Origin of the sequence: Serinicoccus marinus DSM 15273 (assembly GCF_008386315.1) — a bacterium.
In the GTDB taxonomy this organism is placed as follows: Bacteria; Actinomycetota; Actinomycetes; order Actinomycetales; family Dermatophilaceae; genus Ornithinicoccus; species Ornithinicoccus marinus.
In genome coordinates, this window is record NZ_CP043808.1 from 916279 (window position 1) to 933428 (window position 17150).

The window sequence follows — 17150 nt, forward strand, 5'->3', positions numbered from 1 at the left end:
GCCGTGGTGCGCCCGTGGCCTGATGCCGCGACCTGAAGGAGTGCTCGCACCAGATGACGTCCACCGACACGCTCACCGACAGGTTCTTCCACCACCTGGCCCCGGCCGCGTTGGCCGGGCGGGACGAGGGGCAACGCTCGTCGATGGCAGGGGCGATGGCCCGGCTGTCCGGGGAACGGGCCCAGGGACGGGCCGCGGTGCGCGTCCGCAACCCCACCTTCGAGGACGGCGGCTGGACCAGCCGGCAGACGGTGGTCCAGGTCGTCACCGACGACATGCCCTTCCTCGTGGACTCGGTGCTCGGCGAGATCGCCCGCCACGGACTGGGGGTGCACCAGCTCCTGCACCCGCGCCTCGTCGTCGACGAGGGCTCCGGCGAGGTGCTGGACGTCGACACCGCGCAGGTGGGCGAGGGGCACCGGGTCGAGTCCTGGATCCACGTCGAGGTGGACCGTGTGCCGGACCCGGACCGGCGCGCGGCGCTGCAGCACGACCTCGAGCGGGTGCTCGCCGACGTGCGCCGCGCCTGTCAGGACTGGAAGGCCATGCGGCAGCGGGCCCGGGCCATCCTGGCCGAACTCGAGATCGGTCCACCCGGTCGGTGCCGTCGGACGAGGTCGGCTCCGTCGTCGACTTCCTCACCTGGATCGACGACCACCACTTCACCTACCTGGGATACCGCAGCTATGACCTGGTGACACCGACGACGGGCTCGCGCTCCAGGCGGTGCCCAGCAGCGGTCTGGGCATCCTGCGGGAGACCGGGGCCCAGCCGTCGCCGACGGTGCTGCGGCCCGTCGCGGCCCGGACGGCGCGGGAGCCGCAGCTGCTCACCGTGACCAAGGCCAACACCCGGGCCACCGTCCACCGGTCCGTCCCACTGGACTACCTGGGGATCCGCCGCTTCGACGAGCAGGGCGAGGTCGTCGGGGAGCACCGCTTCCTCGGGCTGTTCACCCAGAGCGCCTACGCCGAGTCGACCCAGCGGCTCCCGATCGTCGGCGCCAAGGTGCAGCAGGTGCTGGAGGAGTCCGGCTTCGCGCCCGACAGCCACAGCGGCAAGGACCTGCTGAGCATCCTGGAGGCCTACCCCCGGGACGAGCTCTTCCAGGCCTCGGTGGAGCACCTGGCGGCGACGGCCGGCGACGTGGTCCGGCTGCTGGAGCGTCCGGCGGCGAAGGTCTACGTCCGCCCCGACGAGTTCGGGCGATTCGTCAGCGCGCTGGTCTACCTGCCCCGGGACCGCTACAACACCGCCAACAGGCTCCGGGTGCAGCGGTTGCTGGAGGAGGCCTACGGCGGCGAGCTGGCGGACTACGCCACCCGGGTGGGCGACGGACCGCTGGCCCAGCTCCACTTCGTGATCTCGGTCCCCAAGGACGCCGACCTGCCGGAGGTGGACCAGGCCGAGCTGCAGGAGCGGCTGGCCGCGGTGACCCGGACGTGGGTGGAGGGCCTGTCGGACGCCGTCGCGGCGCACGTCGAGGACGAGGGGGCCACGGGCGACCTCGTGGCCCGCTACGCCGACGCCTTCCCGGAGGCCTACAAGGAGGACTTCGACGGCGAGGCCGCCTACCTGGACCTGCAGCGGATGGGTGAGCTCCACGGCAGCGAGGCCTCAGCGCGCCCGCACGTCTACCGCGGGGAGGGCGACGGCGCCACCGAGCGACGGCTCAAGGTCTACCGCTCCGACCCGATGTCGCTCACCCACGTCCTGCCGGTCTTTGCCGACCTCGGGCTCGAGGTGACCGTCCAGCGGCCCTACGAGCTCGACGGCAGTGACGACGACGGCTCCTCCGACTACATCTACGACTTCGGCCTGCGGGCGCGCGAGGAGTCGGTCTGGACCGGTGGCGAGCACCGGACGGAGGAGGAGGCGGCCCGCGCCTTCGAGGACGCCTTCACCGCGATCTGGGGCGGGGCCAGCGAGTCGGACACGCTCAACTCGCTCGTGCTCACGGCGGGACTGGACTGGCGGCGCGTCGTCATCCTGCGCACTCTGGTGCGTTACCTGCGCCAGGTCGGCACCTTCAGCCTGGACTACCTCGAGGAGGCGCTGGTCGCCAACCCGCGCATCGCACGGCTGCTCATCGACCTGTTCGCGGCGCGCTTCGACCCTGATGCCGAGGGGGGCGAGCAGGAGCGCGAGCAGCGGACCGCGGACGTCTCCGACGACCTCTACCGCGCGCTGGACGAGGTCGCGAGCCTGGACCAGGACCGCATCCTGCGCAGCCTCGCGGACGTCGTCCGCGCGACCCTGCGCACCAACTTCTACCAGCGCGGCGAGGACGGTGAGCCCAAGGCCTGGGTGAGCCTGAAGCTATGGCCGCGGGAGCTGGAGCTGTTGCCCGAGCCGCGCCCCGCCTTCGAGATCTGGGTGTATGCCCCGCGCGTGGAGGGTAGCCACCTGCGCTTCGGGCCGGTGGCCCGAGGCGGGCTGCGCTGGAGCGACCGGCGCGAGGACTTCCGCACCGAGGTGCTGGGCCTGGTCAAGGCGCAGATGGTCAAGAACGCCGTCATCGTCCCGACCGGGTCCAAGGGTGCCTTCTTCCCCAAGCAGCTGCCCGACCCGGCGGCGGACCGCGAGGCCTGGATGGAGGAGGGCAGGGCCGCCTACCGCACCTTCATCAGCGGGATGCTCGACATCACCGACAACCGGCGCGGCGGCGAGGTGCAGCCGCCCGAACGGGTCGTGCGTCACGACGGCGACGATCCCTACCTCGTCGTCGCGGCGGACAAGGGCACCGCCACCTTCTCCGACATCGCCAACGGGGTCGCGCGGGACTACGGCTTCTGGCTGGACGACGCCTTCGCCTCGGGAGGTTCGGCAGGCTACGACCACAAGGGCATGGGGATCACGGCGCGCGGTGCCTGGGAGTCGGTCAAGCGGCACTTCCGGGAGCTGGGTCTGGACACCCAGTCCGAGGAGTTCACCGTCGTCGGCATCGGCGACATGAGCGGCGACGTCTTCGGCAACGGCATGCTGCTGTCCGAGCACATCCTGCTGGTGGCGGCGTTCGACCACCGGCACATCTTCCTCGACCCGGACCCGGACGCGGCGACCTCCTTCGCCGAGCGTCGACGGCTCTTCGAGCTGCCCCGGTCGAGCTGGGAGGACTACGACACCTCGCTCATCAGCGAAGGGGGCGGGGTCTACCCCCGGAGCCAGAAGTCGCTCCCGGTGAGTGGCCAGGTCCGGGCGCGCCTCGGGCTCCCCGACGAGGTGACCTCGATGACGCCGCACGAGATGCTGCGCGCCATCCTGAGCGCCCCGGTGGACCTGCTGTGGAACGGCGGGATCGGCACCTACGTCAAGGCCTCCACCGAGACCGACGCCCAGATCGGCGACCGCGCCAACGACCCGATCCGGGTGGACGGCCAGGACCTGCGGGTCCGGGTCGTCGGCGAGGGCGGCAACCTCGGGCTCTCGCAGCGTGGCCGCATCGAGGCGGCCGAGCACGGGGTGCACGTCAACACCGACGCCATCGACAACTCCGCCGGGGTCGACACCTCCGACCACGAGGTCAACATCAAGATCGCCGTGACCCCGCTGGTCCAGGACGGCACGATGTCGATGGCCGAGCGCGACGAGCTGCTCGCCTCGATGACCGACGAGGTGGCGGACAAGGTGCTGCGGCACAACTACGACCAGAACGTCCTCATCGGCAACGGCCGCCACCAGCGCGAGGTCATGGTGACCGTCCACCAGCGGCTCATCCGCTACCTGAGCGAGCACGCAGGGCTCGACCCCGAGCTGGAGTTCCTGCCCGACGACGCCGAGTGGGAGCGTCGCGACAGCGAGGGACAGGGCCTGACGAGCCCCGAGTTCTCCGTGCTCGTGGCCTACGCCAAGCTGGGCCTGAAGGATGCGCTCATCGAGACCGAGCTGCCGGACGACCCGGCGCTCGCGGAGTCGCTGCTCACCTACTTCCCGGAACCGCTGCGGGAGGTCGCCGCGGAGCAGATCACCGAGCACCCGCTGCGCCGGCAGATCGTGGTCAACGAGATCGCGAACGCCATGGTCAACCGCGGCGGGGTGTCCTTCGCCTTCCGGGCCGTGGAGGAGACCGGCGCCACGCTCGCGCAGATCACCCGCGCGTTCCACGTCGTCCGCTCCGTCTTCGGGTTGGCCGACTTCACCGCCGCCGTGGAGCGGCTGGACGACACCGTCCCGACCGATGTCCAGACCGAGCTCTACCTCGAGTTCCGCCGGCTGCTGGACCGCGCGACCCGGTGGTTCCTCAACAACCGGTCGCTCTCCACCGGGATGGACGCCGAGATCCAGCGCTTCACGGAGCCGGTGCGACGCATGGTCCCCGCACTGCCGGAGCTGCTGCAGGGCAGCGAGCGGGAGCGTTGGCAGGAGCGCGCGGAGTGGGCCCGTGCCAACGACATCCCGGACGACCTCGCCGCGGTCTTCGCCTCGCTGCTCGACAGCTACTCCTTGCTGGACGTGGTGGAGCTGGCCCAGGACATGGGCCGGGACGTCGACGAGGTGGCGCAGGTCTACTTCGGGGTGTCCGAGGCCTTCCGGATCGATGACCTGCTCACCCACGTCTCGCACCTGCCGCGCGAGGACCGCTGGTCCTCCCTGGCCCGGGGCGCGCTGCGGGACGACCTCTACGGCGTCATGCGGGGCCTCACCCGCACCGTGGTCGAGCGGACCGACTCAGGCGCCTCGGCGCAGGCGCTGGAGCGGGTCCGGGAGTGGATGGCGGAGAACCGGGAGGCGTTGGTGCGGACCAGCCAGGTGCTGCGCACGGTCAGCGCGATGGACCAGCCTGACCTCGCCCCGCTCTCGGTGGCGCTGCGCACCCTGCGCGGTCTGGTCCGGCAGGGCTCGGCCGACTGACCTCTGCGACACTCGCCTCGTGGCTGTTCTGCGGGAGACCCTGTCGCGTTCCTCGATGTCCGGCGCGGACGTCGACTGGGTGCACCGGTTGGTGGGTGACTGGCAGATGCTGGCCGACCTGGCCTTCGCCGACCTGACGCTGTGGTTGCCGGTGCAGCGGGACGACGCCGCGGACCCGCACGTCTCCCCGTGGTTCCTCGCGGCGCACGCCCGTCCTTCGACGGGACCCAACTTCTACCACGACGACGTCATCGGGCAGACGCCCGGCGAGGGCCGGCAGCGGCTCCTGACGCAGGTCATGGACAGCGGCCTGCCGATGACCCCCGACGAGGTCGGCTTCGTCCGGGAGCAGTACGTCCCCGTCGTGCGCACCGGGCGGCCCATCGCCGTCCTGGTCCGGCACACCGACCTGCAGAACATGCGTCAGCAGGGCGGCCTGGAGGTCAACTACCTCCAGATCAGCCAGCAGCTGTTCTCGATGATCGCCGAGGGCGCCTTCCCCATGGACCACACCGCGACCGGGGTGGGCCGTGGCACGCCCCGCGTGGGTGACGGGGTGCTGCGGCTCACGGCGGAGGGGATCATCGACTACGCCAGCCCCAACGCGGTCTCGGCGTTGCGACGGCTCGGGCACACCGACCACGTCAACGGCGCGGACCTGGCGCAGATCGTCTCGGCCCGGCTGATGCCCGGCTCCAGCGTCGACGAGACCGTCCCGCTGGTGCTCACCGGTCGGGCGCCGTGGGGGACCGAGATCGAGACCGGCGCCATGAACCTCACGCTGCGGTCGGTGCCGCTCACCCGGGGCGGCGAGCGGGTCGGGGCGCTGCTGCTCCTGCGGGACGTCAGCGAGATCCGTCGGCGGGAGCGTGAGCTGCTGAGCAAGGAGGCGACGATCCGGGAGATCCACCACCGGGTCAAGAACAACCTGCAGACCGTGGCGGCGCTGCTGCGGCTGCAGTCCCGGCGGCTGGACGACCCGAAGGCGCAGGAGGCGCTCGCCGAGGCGGGACGTCGGCTGTCGACGGTGGCCCTCGTGCACGACACCCTCAGCCAGGGCTTCAGCGAGCGGGTCGACTTCGACGACGTCGCCACCCGCATGCTGCGGGCCACGGTGGAGGTCGCCTCGACCCAGGCCGTGGTGGAGCCGGTGCTCGAGGGGTCCTTCGGCTGGCTGCCCCCGGACGACGCGACGCACCTGGCGATGATCCTGGCCGAGCTCGTCCACAACGCGGTCGAGCACGGCTTCGAGGAGGGGGAGGAGCGTGGCGGGGGCTACCGGGTCGTGGTGAGCGCGCACCGGCACCGGGACAACGAGGCCGGTGAGGACCTCCTCGAGGTGCGCGTCGCGGACAACGGCACGGGGTATGCGCCCTCCGGCGCCGAGCGTCACGGCCTGGGTACGCAGATCGTCGAGGCCCTCATCAGCGACCTGCGGGGACAGATCAGCTGGGAGACGGCGAAGCCGCACGGGACCGTCGTGCGGTTCACCGTGCGGCTTCGCGGGTCCGTCACCGCCTGAGGGTCACGGCCTCGGGCGGGGACGGGGGTCGGTGCGCCTCAGCTGGCGCGGCGGGCGCGTGCCTTGCGTCGCTTGAGGGCGCGGCGCTCGTCCTCGGAGAGCCCTCCCCACACGCCGGCGTCCTGGCCGGTCTCGAGCGCCCACTTCAGGCAGGTGTCGATCACCGGGCAGGTGCGGCAGACGGCCTTGGCCTCCTCGATCTGCTGCAGCGCCGGCCCGGTGTTGCCGATCGGGAAGAAGAGCTCGGGGTCTTCCTCGAGGCACGCCGCGCGGTTGCGCCAGTCCATCAGTGTCTGCTCCTTGGTCGGTGCCCCGGTCGGGGCGGGTCGTCGTGGTCGCCGCCCGCAACCGGATCAGCGGTGCACACCGGGCGGCGACGACACCTCGTTGTCCGTCTTCGAGAGCGGTGCCAGGTCGGGGGTCGGCACCGCGGTCACTGCCTGTGCCAACGCCGGGGCCAAGGTCAGTGTTCCCATCTTCCCATCGCGACACGCCGTAGCACAAGGGTCAACTCGCGCCACCTGGCCGGTCCGGGTGAGGCGTCAATCACACTCGAGACCGCCTGCGTAGGGTGGGTCGGACGTCATCCACCGAGCAGAGGAGTCCCTGTCGTGAGCAGCAGCAGCCCGAGCCTGGCCGTCGTCGGCGCCCGCGTCGTTCCCGTCGAGGGCGAGGTGATCGAGGACGGGACGGTGCTCGTGCGCGAGGGCCGCATCGCGGCGGTCGGTCCGCGCACGGAGGTGGACCTCCCCGACGGCGTCGAGGTCGTCGACGCCGCCGGTGGGTGGCTCCTGCCCGGCCTCATCGACGCGCACGTCCACCTCGGCGTCTGGGAGGAGGGCGAGGGCTGGGCCGGCGTCGACGGCAACGAGGCGACCGACCCGGTCATGGCCGCGGCGCGGGCCATCGATGCCATCAACCCGCGGGAGCAGGGCTTCGACGACGCGCTCGGAGCCGGGGTCACGACGGTCAACGTCAACCCCGGTTCGGCCAACCCCATCGGGGGTCAGGCGGTGGCGCTCAAGACCTACGGTCGCTACGTCGACGAGATGGTGCTCCGCAACCCCTCGGGCGTCAAGGCAGCCCTGGGGGAGAACCCGAAGCGGGTCTACGGCGACCAGCAGAAGACGCCGTCGACCCGGCTCGGTGTCGCGCTGGTGCTGCGCAAGGCCTTCGCCGCCGCCCGCAGCTACCAGGCCAGGCAGGCCGCGTCGGAGACCCCGGTCGACACGGACCTGGTCAGCGAGATCCTGGTGCAGGTGCTCGAGCGCGAGATCCCCTGGCGTCAGCACTGCCACCGCGCCGACGACATCGCGACGGCGATCCGGCTCTCCGAGGAGTTCGGCTACCGCCTGGTGCTGGACCACGGGACCGAGGCCTATCTGCTCGCCGACGTCGTCGCCGAGCACGACATCCCGGTCCTCTACGGCCCGATGATCGTGAGCCGGTCCAAGGTCGAGGTCCGGAACCGCACCCCGCGGGCCCCGGGCATCCTGGACCGGGCCGGCGTGGCGGTCTCGATCATCACCGACCACCCGGTCGTGCCGATCGACCACCTCATCACCCAGGTCGCCCTGGCCGTGCGCGAGGGGATGGACCGTGACGCCGCTCTGCGCTCGGTCACCATCAACCCGGCGCGGGTGCTCGGGGTCGAGGAGCGGGTCGGCTCGCTGGCGGTCGGCAAGGACGCGGACCTGGCGTGGTGGTCGGGGGACCCGCTGGACCTCCAGTCCCGCGTGCTGCGCACCTGGATCGATGGCGTCGAGGTCTACACCTACGACCAGGAAGCGGGCACGGGCAGCGTCCGGCCCCGCTGAGGGCCCCGCCGGGGGTCGACCCACGGGAGGCCCTCGACGTGGACTCGACTCAGTGGCCCGGCGTCACCAGGTCGGGGCGGCGCTCGGCGCGCACGCAGTCGGGGCAGAGCCCATGGCCCGGCAGCCGGTCGAACAGGCAGCAGCCGCGGCGCAGGAAGGCCTCCTCGGGCTGCTGCATGGCCCCGCCGGTGCCCTCGGGCAGCCCGGCCCGCTCGACCACGCGTCCCCCGGGCGCGAGCCCGGGGTGTCCCAACAGCGCCCGCGCCAGCGCCCAGGCGGAGGTGGCGGCAGCCGGTCGCAGGGCGCTGAGCACCCGGGCCGCCCCGACCAGGCTCGACGCCGAGTTGGACCGCAGCACCTGCGCCGACACCGGCCCCACCCGGGCGCAGCCGGCGTCGAGCGCGGCCAGGCCGTCCTCCAGCACGACCTCGCCCACGACGCGCGTCGCCTCGTCGGTGCCGCGGACGGCATACCCCCGGTCCGGGTCCCGCAGCCCGAGCGGGACGGGTCCGCGGTGCCCGGGGCTCGCCACGAGGTTCTCGGCGGCAAGGTCGGGGACCCAGTCGTGCAGCACGGCGCCGGCCATCGTCACCGACCACAGTCGGGAGGCGAGGCCGACCTGCAGCGCCGACATCGCGACCTTGGGATCGACGTCCTCCAGAGGTATGCCGCTGGAGGCGGCGATCGCCGCCCGCACGTCCGCGGCGCGCGCCGCCAGCCGCTCGTGGCTGAGCACCTCCACCCAGGGCAGGGCGTCCCCGTGCTCCCCGGCCGGGTCGGCGAGGGCGAAGAAGCCGCCGAGGTCCTGCAGGCTCGGCAGCAGCCCGGCCGGGGCCGTCGCGGGCATACGGTCGTCCTCAGCCGTCGGTGCGCACCTCGGCGCCCTCCCGCTGGCTCAGCACGGCGCGGGCGGCCGAGAAGCGCGCGATGGGCACGCGGTAGGGCGAGCAGGAGACGTAGCTCAGACCGAGCTCCTCGAAGAGTCCGATCGAGGCCGGGTCGCCGCCGTGCTCGCCGCAGACGCCGAGCTTGAGCTCGGGCTTCGTGCTGCGGCCGCGCTCGGCGCCGATCCGGACCAGCCCGCCGACGCCGTCCCGGTCGATCGACTCGAACGGGTTGTGCGGGATGACCTCGTCGCGCACGTAGGCGCCGAGGAAGCCGCCCTCGGCGTCGTCCCGGGAGATGCCGATGCCGGTCTGGGTGAGGTCGTTGGTGCCGAAGGAGAAGAAGTCGGCGTGCTCGGCGATCTGGTCGGCGACCACGGCGGCCCGCGGCAGCTCGATCATCGTGCCGACGGTGACGTCCAGCTGGGCGCCGGCGCCCTCCAGCTCCTCGGCGACCGCGCGCTCGACCACCTCGCGCTGGGCCTTCAGCTCGGCGGCGTAGGCGACGAGCGGGATCATGATCTCCACGCCGGCCGTCTCGCCCTCGCGCTCGCGCACGGCCAGGGCGGCGCGCACGATGGCGCGGGTCTGCATCTCCGGGATCTCGGGGTAGAGCATGGCGAGCCGGCAGCCGCGGGTGCCCAGCATGGGGTTCTGCTCGTGCAGCCTCTTGACCTGGGCGAGCAGCGTCCGGGCGGAGGCCAGCTCCTCGGCGTCGCCGTCGGTGAGCTCGAGCCGCTGGACGAGCAGCGACTGTTCGACGAGGTCGGGGAGGAACTCGTGCAGCGGCGGGTCGAGCAGGCGCACCGTCACCGGCAGCCCCGTCATCGCCGTGAAGATGGCCTCGAAGTCCTCCTGCTGCATCGGCAGGATCTCCTCCAGGGCCGCGGCCCGCTCCTCCTCGGTGTCGGCGAGGATCATCCGCCGGACGGCCGGCAGCCGGTCGCTGGCCATGAACATGTGCTCGGTGCGGCACAGCCCGATGCCCTCCGCGCCGAGCTCGCGGGCCTTCGCCGCGTCCTCGCCGGTGTCGGCGTTGGCGCGCACCCCGAGCCGGCGCACCTCGTCGGCCCAGGTGACGATCGCCTCGAAGTCCTCGTTGATCTGCGGCGGCACCAGCTCCAGCGCCTCGCCGTAGACCTCGCCGGTGGAGCCGTCCAGCGTGATCTGGTCGCCCTCGGAGAAGGTCCGGTCGCCGACGGACAGCGTCTTCTCGGCCGTGTTGATGCGGATGCCGCTCGCGCCGGCGACGCAGGGCTTGCCCATGCCGCGGGCGACGACGGCGGCGTGCGAGGTCATCCCGCCGTGGGCGGTGAGGACGCCCTGGGCGACGATGACGCCGTGGATGTCGTCCGGCGTCGTCTCGTAGCGCACGAGGACGACCGGGTCGCCGGCGCCGCCGCGCTGCGCCGCGGTGTCGGCGTCGAAGACGATCTCGCCGACGGCCGCGCCGGGAGAGGCGGGCAGGCCCTTGACCAGCGGCTCCTTGCCGTGCTCGGGGTCGATGGCCGGGTGGAGCAGCTGGTCCAGCTGGCTCGGCTCGACCCGCTCCAGCGCCTCCTCCTGCGTCAGCACGCCCTCGGAGACCATGTCGCGCGCGACGCGCAGGGCCGCCGCGGCGGTGCGCTTGCCGTTGCGGGTCTGGAGCAGGTAGAGCGTGCCGTCCTCGACGGTGAACTCGATGTCCTGCATGTCCTTGTAGTGCGCCTCGAGGTCGCGCATGGTCTGCAGCAGCTGCTCGTAGGCCTCGGGCAGCACCTGCTCCATCTCGGCCAGCGACTTGGGCGTGCGGATGCCGGCGACGACGTCCTCGCCCTGGGCGTTGAGCAGGAACTCGCCGTAGAGCTCCTTGCCGCCGGTGGAGGGGTTGCGGGTGAAGCACACGCCGGTGGCCGAGGTGTCGCCACGGTTGCCGAAGACCATCTGCATGACGTTGACCGCGGTGCCGAGGTCGTCGGGGATGTCGTTGGCGCGCCGGTAGACGCGAGCCCGCGGGGTGTCCCACGAGTCGAAGACAGCGGAGATCGCGCCCTTGAGCTGGTCGCGGGGGTCGGTCGGCAGGTCCCGGCCGAGCTCGCGGCGGGAGACGTCCTTGAACGTCTCGACGAGCTCGCGCAGGTCCTCGGTGGTCAGCTCGGTGTCCTGCTCCACACCGCGGCGCGACTTCAGCGCGGTGAGCTCGTCCTCGTAGGCGTGCGGGGCGACCCCCTCGACGACCTCGCCGTACATCTGTAGGAAGCGGCGGTAGGAGTCCCAGGCGAAGCGGGGGTTGTCGGCCTCGGCGGCGAGCGCCTCGACCGTGTCGTCGCCGATCCCGAGGTTGAGGATGGTGTCCATCATCCCGGGCATCGAGACGACGGCACCGGAGCGGACCGACAGGAGCAGCGGGTTGCGTCCCTCGGCATCGCCCCCGAGCGAGCGGCCGGTGCGCTCCTCCAGCCGCTCCAGCGAGGACAGCACGTCCTCCCAGAGGTTCTCGGGCCACTCGCCGCCGGACTCCATCGTGGCGATGCAGGCGGCGGTGCTCACGGTGAAGCCGTCCGGGACGGGGATGCCCAGGCGCTTCATCTCCGCCAGGTTGGCGCCCTTGCCGCCGAGGAGGGAGCGCATCTGCGCGTCGCCCTCGGACATGTCGTAGAGGTAGGTCTGTTCCTGCCCGGCCATCATCGATCGGTCTCCTCGCGGTCTCGGCGGGGCCGCGCTGCCCCGGAGCTTGGTGTCTCGGAGCCTACCGCCCTCCGCGGCCCCCGCCGGAGGCAGCCTCACGGCGACGCTGCACCACCTCGATGACGCGCCCCCGCCTCCTCCAGCGCCAGGTCGGTCGTCTCGATCACCGGGCAGCCCAGGCTCCGCTGGAGCTGGGCGACCTCGTCCAGCTCGTCGAAGATCCTCACCAGGTCGGTGTAGCCGTCGCGATGGCCCTGGGTGCTGCCCATGGCCCGCACCCGGCGGCCCCGAATCTGCTGCAGCCGCTCGGGGTCGATGGTCAGCCCGACGATCTTCCACCGCTGGACGTCGAAGAGCTGCTCGGGCGGCGCGATGCCGGGGACGAGCGCGATGTTGGCGGTGCGGTAGCCCAGGTAGCCGAGATACATCGACAGCGGCGTCTTGCCGGTGCGGCTCACCCCGATGAGCACGATGTCGGCCTCGCGCAGGTGGTTGGACAGGTTGCCGTCGTCGTTGGCGATGGCGAACTCCATCGCCGCGACCCGCTTGAAGTAGTCCTCGCCCACCCCCACCGGGCGCACCACCCGCTCCGGGTCCTGCCCGGTGACCGCGGTGAGCGCCGTCACGGCGGGCTCGAGCAGGTCGGCGTGCGGCACCCCATGCTCCTCGCAGAGCTGGGTCACCCGCAGCCGCAGGGCCTCGTCGACGACGGTGGAGAAGACGACGGTGCGCACCTGGTCCGGACGCATGCGGGCGAAGGAGTCGTGCAGCCCGTCCAACGACGTCTGCCGTGGGTGGCGCACGATGCGGATGTCGTGGTCGTGGAACTGTGCCGCGGCCGCGCGGGCCACGCGGGCGGCGGTGTCGCCGGTGGAGTCGGCGATGATGTGCAGCTCGATCGGGGGGCGCGCCATGGCCCGAGGGTATGCCGTCGGCTCAGACCGGCTCGTTGCGGTCGCCCGGGGCGGGCTCGGTCGCGATCCCCTCGACGTCACCGGCGAGCGCTCGGTCGGCCACCGGGTCGGCCGCCGGCTCGGGCTCCTTAGCCGACGCCTGGGCGTCGGCGAGGTCACCCTGGCCCTGGGGCTCGTCCTCGACGGGCACGCCGGCCTGGGTGTCCTCGTCGGAGTCGATGCTGCCGCCGACGAAGGTGCCCTGCTCGGGTCCTTGCGCATCCTTCGGTTGCTGGCTCATGACGTCAGCCTGCACCGCGCCGCACCCGGCGGCAACCGGGGCGGTCAGAGGCGACCGCGGTGGTGCACGTCCTCGGAGAGCCGGATGACCGCGTAGTAGAGCTCCAGGCTCATCCGGGCGAAGGCGAGGTAGACCAGGCCGATGATCGGCGAGGCGATGATGAGGAGCAGGCCGAGGATGATCCCGGCGCCGCCCTGGAACATCGAGCTGATCCCGGTGATGGCGATGCCGACCGTGAGGATCACCACGAGGACGGTCACGATCATGTAGACGATCTTGACGATGACCGGTGTGACGAAGGTGTCGAAGTTGAAGTCGAAGAGGGCGCTGAGACCCGCTGCGGTGTTCGGGCGCTGGGGCTGGTCCGGGGTGCCGTCCGGCTGCTGGGAGGTCATGGATCCAGCCTAGCGGGGGAGGTGCCGCCACATCACCGTCCCACGCTGCCAGACTTGCGGGTATGCCGGACCAGCCCGCCGACCGGGACCCCGACGCGCCGCCCGTGGTGGCGGTGGTGGGTCCGACGGCGACCGGGAAGTCGGACCTGGGGGTGCGGCTGGCGCTCGCGCTGGACGGCGAGGTCGTCTCGGCCGACGCCTCGCAGCTCTACCGGGAGATGGACCTCGGCACCGCCAAGCTCACGCTGCCCGAGCGGCAGGGGGTGCCGCACCACCAGCTCGACGTGCTCGACGCGCGCGAGGAGGCGAGCGTGGCGGCATACCAGCAGGCGGCCCGCGCCGACCTGGCCGCGATCCGGGCGCGCGGGCGGGTGCCCGTGGTCGTCGGCGGGTCCGGGCTCTACGTGCGGGCGCTGCTGGACCGGCTCGAGATCCCCCCGACCGATCCGCGCGTCCGGGCGGCCTGGGAGGGCGAGCTGGAGGCGAGGGGCGCCGAGGCGCTGCACGCGCTGCTGGCCGGGCGCGACCCGGCGGCGGCCGCACGGATCGAGCCGCGCAACGGCCGGCGGGTGGTGCGGGCGCTGGAGGTGATCGAGCTCACCGGGCGACCGTTCAGCGCCACCCTGCCGACGCGCGAGCTGGTCGAGCCGACGGTGATTCTCGGGCTGCGGGCGGACCGGGACGTCCTGGACGCGAGGATCGCGCGCCGCGCGGCGCGGATGTGGGAGGACGGGCTGCTCAAGGAGGTGCGCGGTCTCGAGCGGGAGGGGCTGCGGGAGGGGCGGACCGCCTCGCGGGCGGTGGGGTATGCCCAGGCGCTGCGCCAGCTCGACGGCGAGCTCGGAGAGGCCGAGGCGGTCGAGGACACCGCGGCCGCGACCCGCCGGCTGGCCCGCCGGCAGCAGTCGTGGTTCGGCCCCGACCCGAGGGTGACGTGGCTCGAGCACGACGCGCCGGACCTGCTCGACCGGGCGCTCGCGGTGGTCGCCGCCGGGTGAGACGGCGGGTCAGGCGCGGGCGACGCGCAGCACCCGGAAGCCCTTGCTGCTCGCCTCCCGGGTGACCTGCACCGGGCCCATCGCCGGAGGGAGGCTGGTCTGCAGCCAGGTCTGCAGCGAGTCGGCGCCGAGGTTCTTCTGGACGACGAGGTAGGCCGCCGCGTCGTCGTGCTCGGCGAGCCGGGGCAGCCAGGTGAGCAGCAACTCGTGCAGCGCCTGCTTGCCGACCCGGATCGGGGGGTTGGACCAGATGAGGTCGAGGCGGGTCTGCGGGTCGACGTCGTCGGGGCGGTCGACCCGGACCTCGCCGCAGTCGAGGGAGGCGGCGTTACGCCGGGCGAGGTCGAGGGCCCGCTCATTGACGTCCACGGCGTGCACCCGGGCGTCGGGCGACTCCAGCGCCAGGGTGAGGGCGAGCGGCCCCCAGCCGCAGCCGAGGTCGAGGAAGGTGCCGGCGGCCGGCGGGGCGGGCGCCTGGTCGAGCAGCACGCGGGTGCCCTTGTCGATCCCGTCGGGGGAGAAGATGCCGGCGGCCGTCACCACCTCGACATCGCGGCCCGCCAGGCGGGTCCGCACGTGCCGCAGGCCGTCGTCGGAGGCCGGCTGGGCGGAGAAGTAGTGGTCGGTCGGCATCGCCGCCAGTCTCCCACCTCGCCCCACGGGTCGTCCCCACCCCTGCGGGTCGCCCCCACCCCCGCGGGGCGCCACCACCCCCGCGGATCCTCGCTCGGCCCCCGCCTACGACGGCGGGGATCGCGACGAAGCGTGGGGCCGCCCACGAAGAGTGTGGCTGGTGACCTCAGCGACGACCCGCATAACCAGACTGCTGCCCGGCTCGGGGATGGCGACGCTCGTCGTGCACACCGTCAGCCTGCGGACCCGGTTCGTGTCCGTCGACCTGGAGCTTATGGACCGGGCTCCGGCCACGGTGCAGGAGGCACGGGCGATCGCCTCGCGCCACCTCAGCGGTGACGCCCTGGAGGCCAATCTGCAGTTCGCCGAGGACCATCTCGGGGAGGAGGAACGCTTCACCTTCACGCCGACGCGCTACCGCTTCGCGGACCTGAGGATGCGAGCACCGCGGGTTCGCGGGCAACAAATCTCTGGCTCCTGGCGTTGCACCAGTGAGAGGCTGCGGTGAGACCACCCAGCCGGGACGACGTGAGCCGGGGCGCGGGCATACCTGCGAGCACCGGACCAGAAGGAGATCATGGCCCAGCCGCACGACGACACCACAGCCCAGCGCCGCCAGCTGCTCGACCGCCGTGCCGAGGCGCTCGGCGAGGACAGTGACATCGACCTGCGCGAGGTGGACTGGGGGTCCTGGGGGGAGGAGACCGCGCGGGACGGTGACCAGCTCGACCGCGAGGAGCGCGCCGCGCTGCGCCGCGTCGCCGGGCTGTCCACCGAGCTCGAGGACGTCACCGAGGTCGAGTATCGCCAGCTGCGGCTGGAACGCGTCGTGCTCGCCTCCGTCTGGGAGGACAACGGGCAGACCACGCTGGCCGACGCGGAGAACTCACTGCGCGAGCTCGCGGCCCTCGCCGAGACCGCGGGGTCGACCGTCCTCGAGGGCGTGATCCAGCGACGGCAGAAGCCGGACCCGGCGACCTACCTCGGCAGCGGCAAGGCCGCCGAGCTGCGGGAGATCGTCGCCGCCGAGGGCGCCGACACCGTCGTCTGCGACGGCGAGCTCGGGCCCTCCCAGCGGCGTGCCCTGGAGGACGTCGTCAAGGTCAAGGTCATCGACCGCACCGCGCTGATCCTCGACATCTTCGCCCAGCACGCGAAGAGCAAGGAGGGCCGGGCCCAGGTCGAGCTGGCGCAGCTGCAGTACCTCCTGCCGCGGCTGCGCGGGTGGGGTGACTCGATGTCACGGCAGGCCGGTGGCCGGGTCGCCGGCGGTGAGGGCATCGGCTCCCGCGGCCCCGGTGAGACCAAGATCGAGCTGGACCGGCGCCGCATCAACACCCGCATCGCCAAGCTGCGTCGCGACATCACCGGCATGAAGACGGTGCGCGACACCAAGCGCTCCTCCCGCCGCACCAACAAGGTGCCCAGCGTCGCGATCGTCGGCTACACCAACGCCGGCAAGTCCTCGCTGCTCAACCGGCTCACCGGGGCGGGCGTGCTGGTGCAGAACCAGCTCTTCGCCACGCTGGACCCGACTGTCCGGCGCACCGAGAGCGAGGAGGGCCGGGCCTACACGCTCTCCGACACCGTCGGCTTCGTGAAGCGGCTGCCGCACCAGCTGGTCGAGGCCTTCCGCTCCACGCTGGAGGAGGCGGCCGACGCCGACGTGCTCCTGCACGTCGTCGACGGCGCGCACCCGGACCCGGAGGGCCAGGTCGACGCGGTGCACGCCGTGCTCGCCGAGATCGACGAGGGTGCCGCCCTGAAGATCCCCGAGGTCGTGGCGGTCAACAAGGCCGACCTCGCGGACCCGGAGGTGCTCGACCGGCTGCGGCGGGCCTACCCGCGGTGGTCGTCGTCTCGGCGAAGACCGGTGACGGGGTGCAGGAGCTGCTGGAGGCGGTCGAGGCGGCGCTGCCGCGCCCGGAGATCCTCGTCGACGTCCTGCTGCCCTACGACCGAGGCGACCTCGTCGCCCGGCTCTACGACGAGGGCGAGATCCTGCGCGAGGAGCACACGGCCGAGGGCACCCGGGTCGAGGCCAAGGTCGACGCCGACCTGCACGGGCAGCTCGGCGCCTACGCCGTCTGAGCCTCCCCGCCCTCTCGGGAGTGACCACGGCAGAGCACAAGCCTCATCGGGATGTTCGCCGATCGAGGTCGTGCTACCCCGACGTCGGTCCGGGGTCC

General features: G+C 72.5%; 13 protein-coding genes and 1 pseudogene. 7 read left to right on the forward strand and 7 right to left on the reverse strand.

Annotated elements, in window-relative coordinates:
• Positions 1–53: 53 nt before the first annotated feature.
• From FU792_RS18380 to FU792_RS04470, 3 genes are read left to right on the forward strand one after another with little or no spacing between them, the layout of a single operon-like run.
• Entirely contained in the window at positions 54–698 is a 645-nt protein-coding gene (locus tag FU792_RS18380) for an NAD-glutamate dehydrogenase domain-containing protein (RefSeq protein ID WP_149814569.1), read from the forward strand.
• A gap of 28 nt (positions 699–726) precedes the next feature.
• A complete protein-coding gene (locus FU792_RS04465) occupies positions 727–4851 on the forward strand; it encodes an NAD-glutamate dehydrogenase (protein ID WP_149814570.1) in 4125 nt (1374 codons plus the stop codon).
• Between the two features lie 19 nt (positions 4852–4870).
• On the forward strand, positions 4871–6373 hold the full coding sequence (locus FU792_RS04470) for a sensor histidine kinase (protein WP_028130857.1): 1503 nt from the start codon (positions 4871–4873) through the stop codon (positions 6371–6373).
• Positions 6374–6411: 38 nt separating this feature from the next.
• Here FU792_RS04470 and FU792_RS04475 read toward each other — a convergent pair whose 3' ends face one another.
• Entirely contained in the window at positions 6412–6660 is a 249-nt protein-coding gene (locus FU792_RS04475; RefSeq protein WP_010148753.1) for a WhiB family transcriptional regulator, read from the reverse strand.
• 324 nt (positions 6661–6984) lie between these two features.
• On the opposite strand from FU792_RS04475, the gene FU792_RS04480 reads away from it, so the two are divergent.
• Complete coding sequence (locus FU792_RS04480; protein ID WP_022924153.1) at positions 6985–8190, forward strand: amidohydrolase; 1206 nt, start codon at positions 6985–6987, stop codon at positions 8188–8190.
• Positions 8191–8239: 49 nt separating this feature from the next.
• Here FU792_RS04480 and FU792_RS04485 read toward each other — a convergent pair whose 3' ends face one another.
• From FU792_RS04485 to FU792_RS04505, 5 genes are all read right to left on the reverse strand, one after another.
• Complete coding sequence (locus tag FU792_RS04485) at positions 8240–9037, reverse strand: (2Fe-2S)-binding protein (protein WP_022924152.1); 798 nt, start codon at positions 9035–9037, stop codon at positions 8240–8242.
• A 10-nt stretch (positions 9038–9047) separates the two neighbouring features.
• Positions 9048–11738, reverse strand: a complete 2691-nt coding sequence (ppdK, locus tag FU792_RS04490) for a pyruvate, phosphate dikinase (protein ID WP_028130856.1) — start codon at positions 11736–11738, stop codon at positions 9048–9050.
• 98 nt (positions 11739–11836) lie between these two features.
• Complete coding sequence (locus tag FU792_RS04495) at positions 11837–12655, reverse strand: pyruvate, water dikinase regulatory protein (protein ID WP_238706043.1); 819 nt, start codon at positions 12653–12655, stop codon at positions 11837–11839.
• A 22-nt stretch (positions 12656–12677) separates the two neighbouring features.
• Positions 12678–12935 carry a hypothetical protein gene (locus tag FU792_RS04500; RefSeq protein WP_143554145.1) on the reverse strand — a complete coding sequence of 86 codons (258 nt, stop codon included), beginning with the start codon at positions 12933–12935 and terminating at the stop codon, positions 12678–12680.
• Positions 12936–12979: 44 nt separating this feature from the next.
• A complete protein-coding gene (locus FU792_RS04505) occupies positions 12980–13330 on the reverse strand; it encodes a DUF4282 domain-containing protein (RefSeq protein WP_022924148.1) in 351 nt (116 codons plus the stop codon).
• Positions 13331–13392: 62 nt separating this feature from the next.
• On the opposite strand from FU792_RS04505, the gene miaA reads away from it, so the two are divergent.
• Positions 13393–14328: a tRNA (adenosine(37)-N6)-dimethylallyltransferase MiaA gene (gene miaA / locus FU792_RS04510; RefSeq protein WP_022924147.1), complete on the forward strand. Its 936-nt coding sequence runs from the start codon at positions 13393–13395 to the stop codon at positions 14326–14328.
• A 9-nt stretch (positions 14329–14337) separates the two neighbouring features.
• Here the strand turns inward: miaA and FU792_RS04515 are convergent, their stop codons facing one another.
• A complete protein-coding gene (locus tag FU792_RS04515) occupies positions 14338–14961 on the reverse strand; it encodes a class I SAM-dependent methyltransferase (RefSeq protein WP_022924146.1) in 624 nt (207 codons plus the stop codon).
• A 208-nt stretch (positions 14962–15169) separates the two neighbouring features.
• Between FU792_RS04515 and FU792_RS04520 the strand changes: the two genes are divergently transcribed.
• Together FU792_RS04520 and hflX are read left to right on the forward strand one after the other, a co-directional pair.
• On the forward strand, positions 15170–15469 hold the full coding sequence (locus FU792_RS04520; RefSeq protein WP_022924145.1) for a hypothetical protein: 300 nt from the start codon (positions 15170–15172) through the stop codon (positions 15467–15469).
• Positions 15470–15538: 69 nt separating this feature from the next.
• Positions 15539–17052: pseudogene (hflX, locus tag FU792_RS04525) on the forward strand (GTPase HflX).
• Positions 17053–17150 lie beyond the last annotated feature (98 nt).

Bases quoted from the DNA above. Each gene is read 5' to 3' on its own strand.
- FU792_RS04520 (WP_022924145.1), top strand. From the start codon at position 15,170: ATGGCGACGCTCGTCGTGCACACCGTCAGCCTGCGGACCCGGTTCGTG.
- FU792_RS18380 (WP_149814569.1), top strand. From the start codon at position 54: ATGACGTCCACCGACACGCTCACCGACAGGTTCTTCCACCACCTGGCC.
- ppdK (WP_028130856.1), bottom strand. From the start codon at position 11,738: ATGGCCGGGCAGGAACAGACCTACCTCTACGACATGTCCGAGGGCGAC.
- FU792_RS04485 (WP_022924152.1), bottom strand. From the start codon at position 9,037: ATGCCCGCGACGGCCCCGGCCGGGCTGCTGCCGAGCCTGCAGGACCTC.
- miaA (WP_022924147.1), top strand. From the start codon at position 13,393: ATGCCGGACCAGCCCGCCGACCGGGACCCCGACGCGCCGCCCGTGGTG.
- FU792_RS04500 (WP_143554145.1), bottom strand. From the start codon at position 12,935: ATGAGCCAGCAACCGAAGGATGCGCAAGGACCCGAGCAGGGCACCTTC.
- FU792_RS04505 (WP_022924148.1), bottom strand. From the start codon at position 13,330: ATGACCTCCCAGCAGCCGGACGGCACCCCGGACCAGCCCCAGCGCCCG.
- FU792_RS04495 (WP_238706043.1), bottom strand. From the start codon at position 12,655: ATGGCGCGCCCCCCGATCGAGCTGCACATCATCGCCGACTCCACCGGC.
- FU792_RS04515 (WP_022924146.1), bottom strand. From the start codon at position 14,961: ATGCCGACCGACCACTACTTCTCCGCCCAGCCGGCCTCCGACGACGGC.
- FU792_RS04475 (WP_010148753.1), bottom strand. From the start codon at position 6,660: ATGGACTGGCGCAACCGCGCGGCGTGCCTCGAGGAAGACCCCGAGCTC.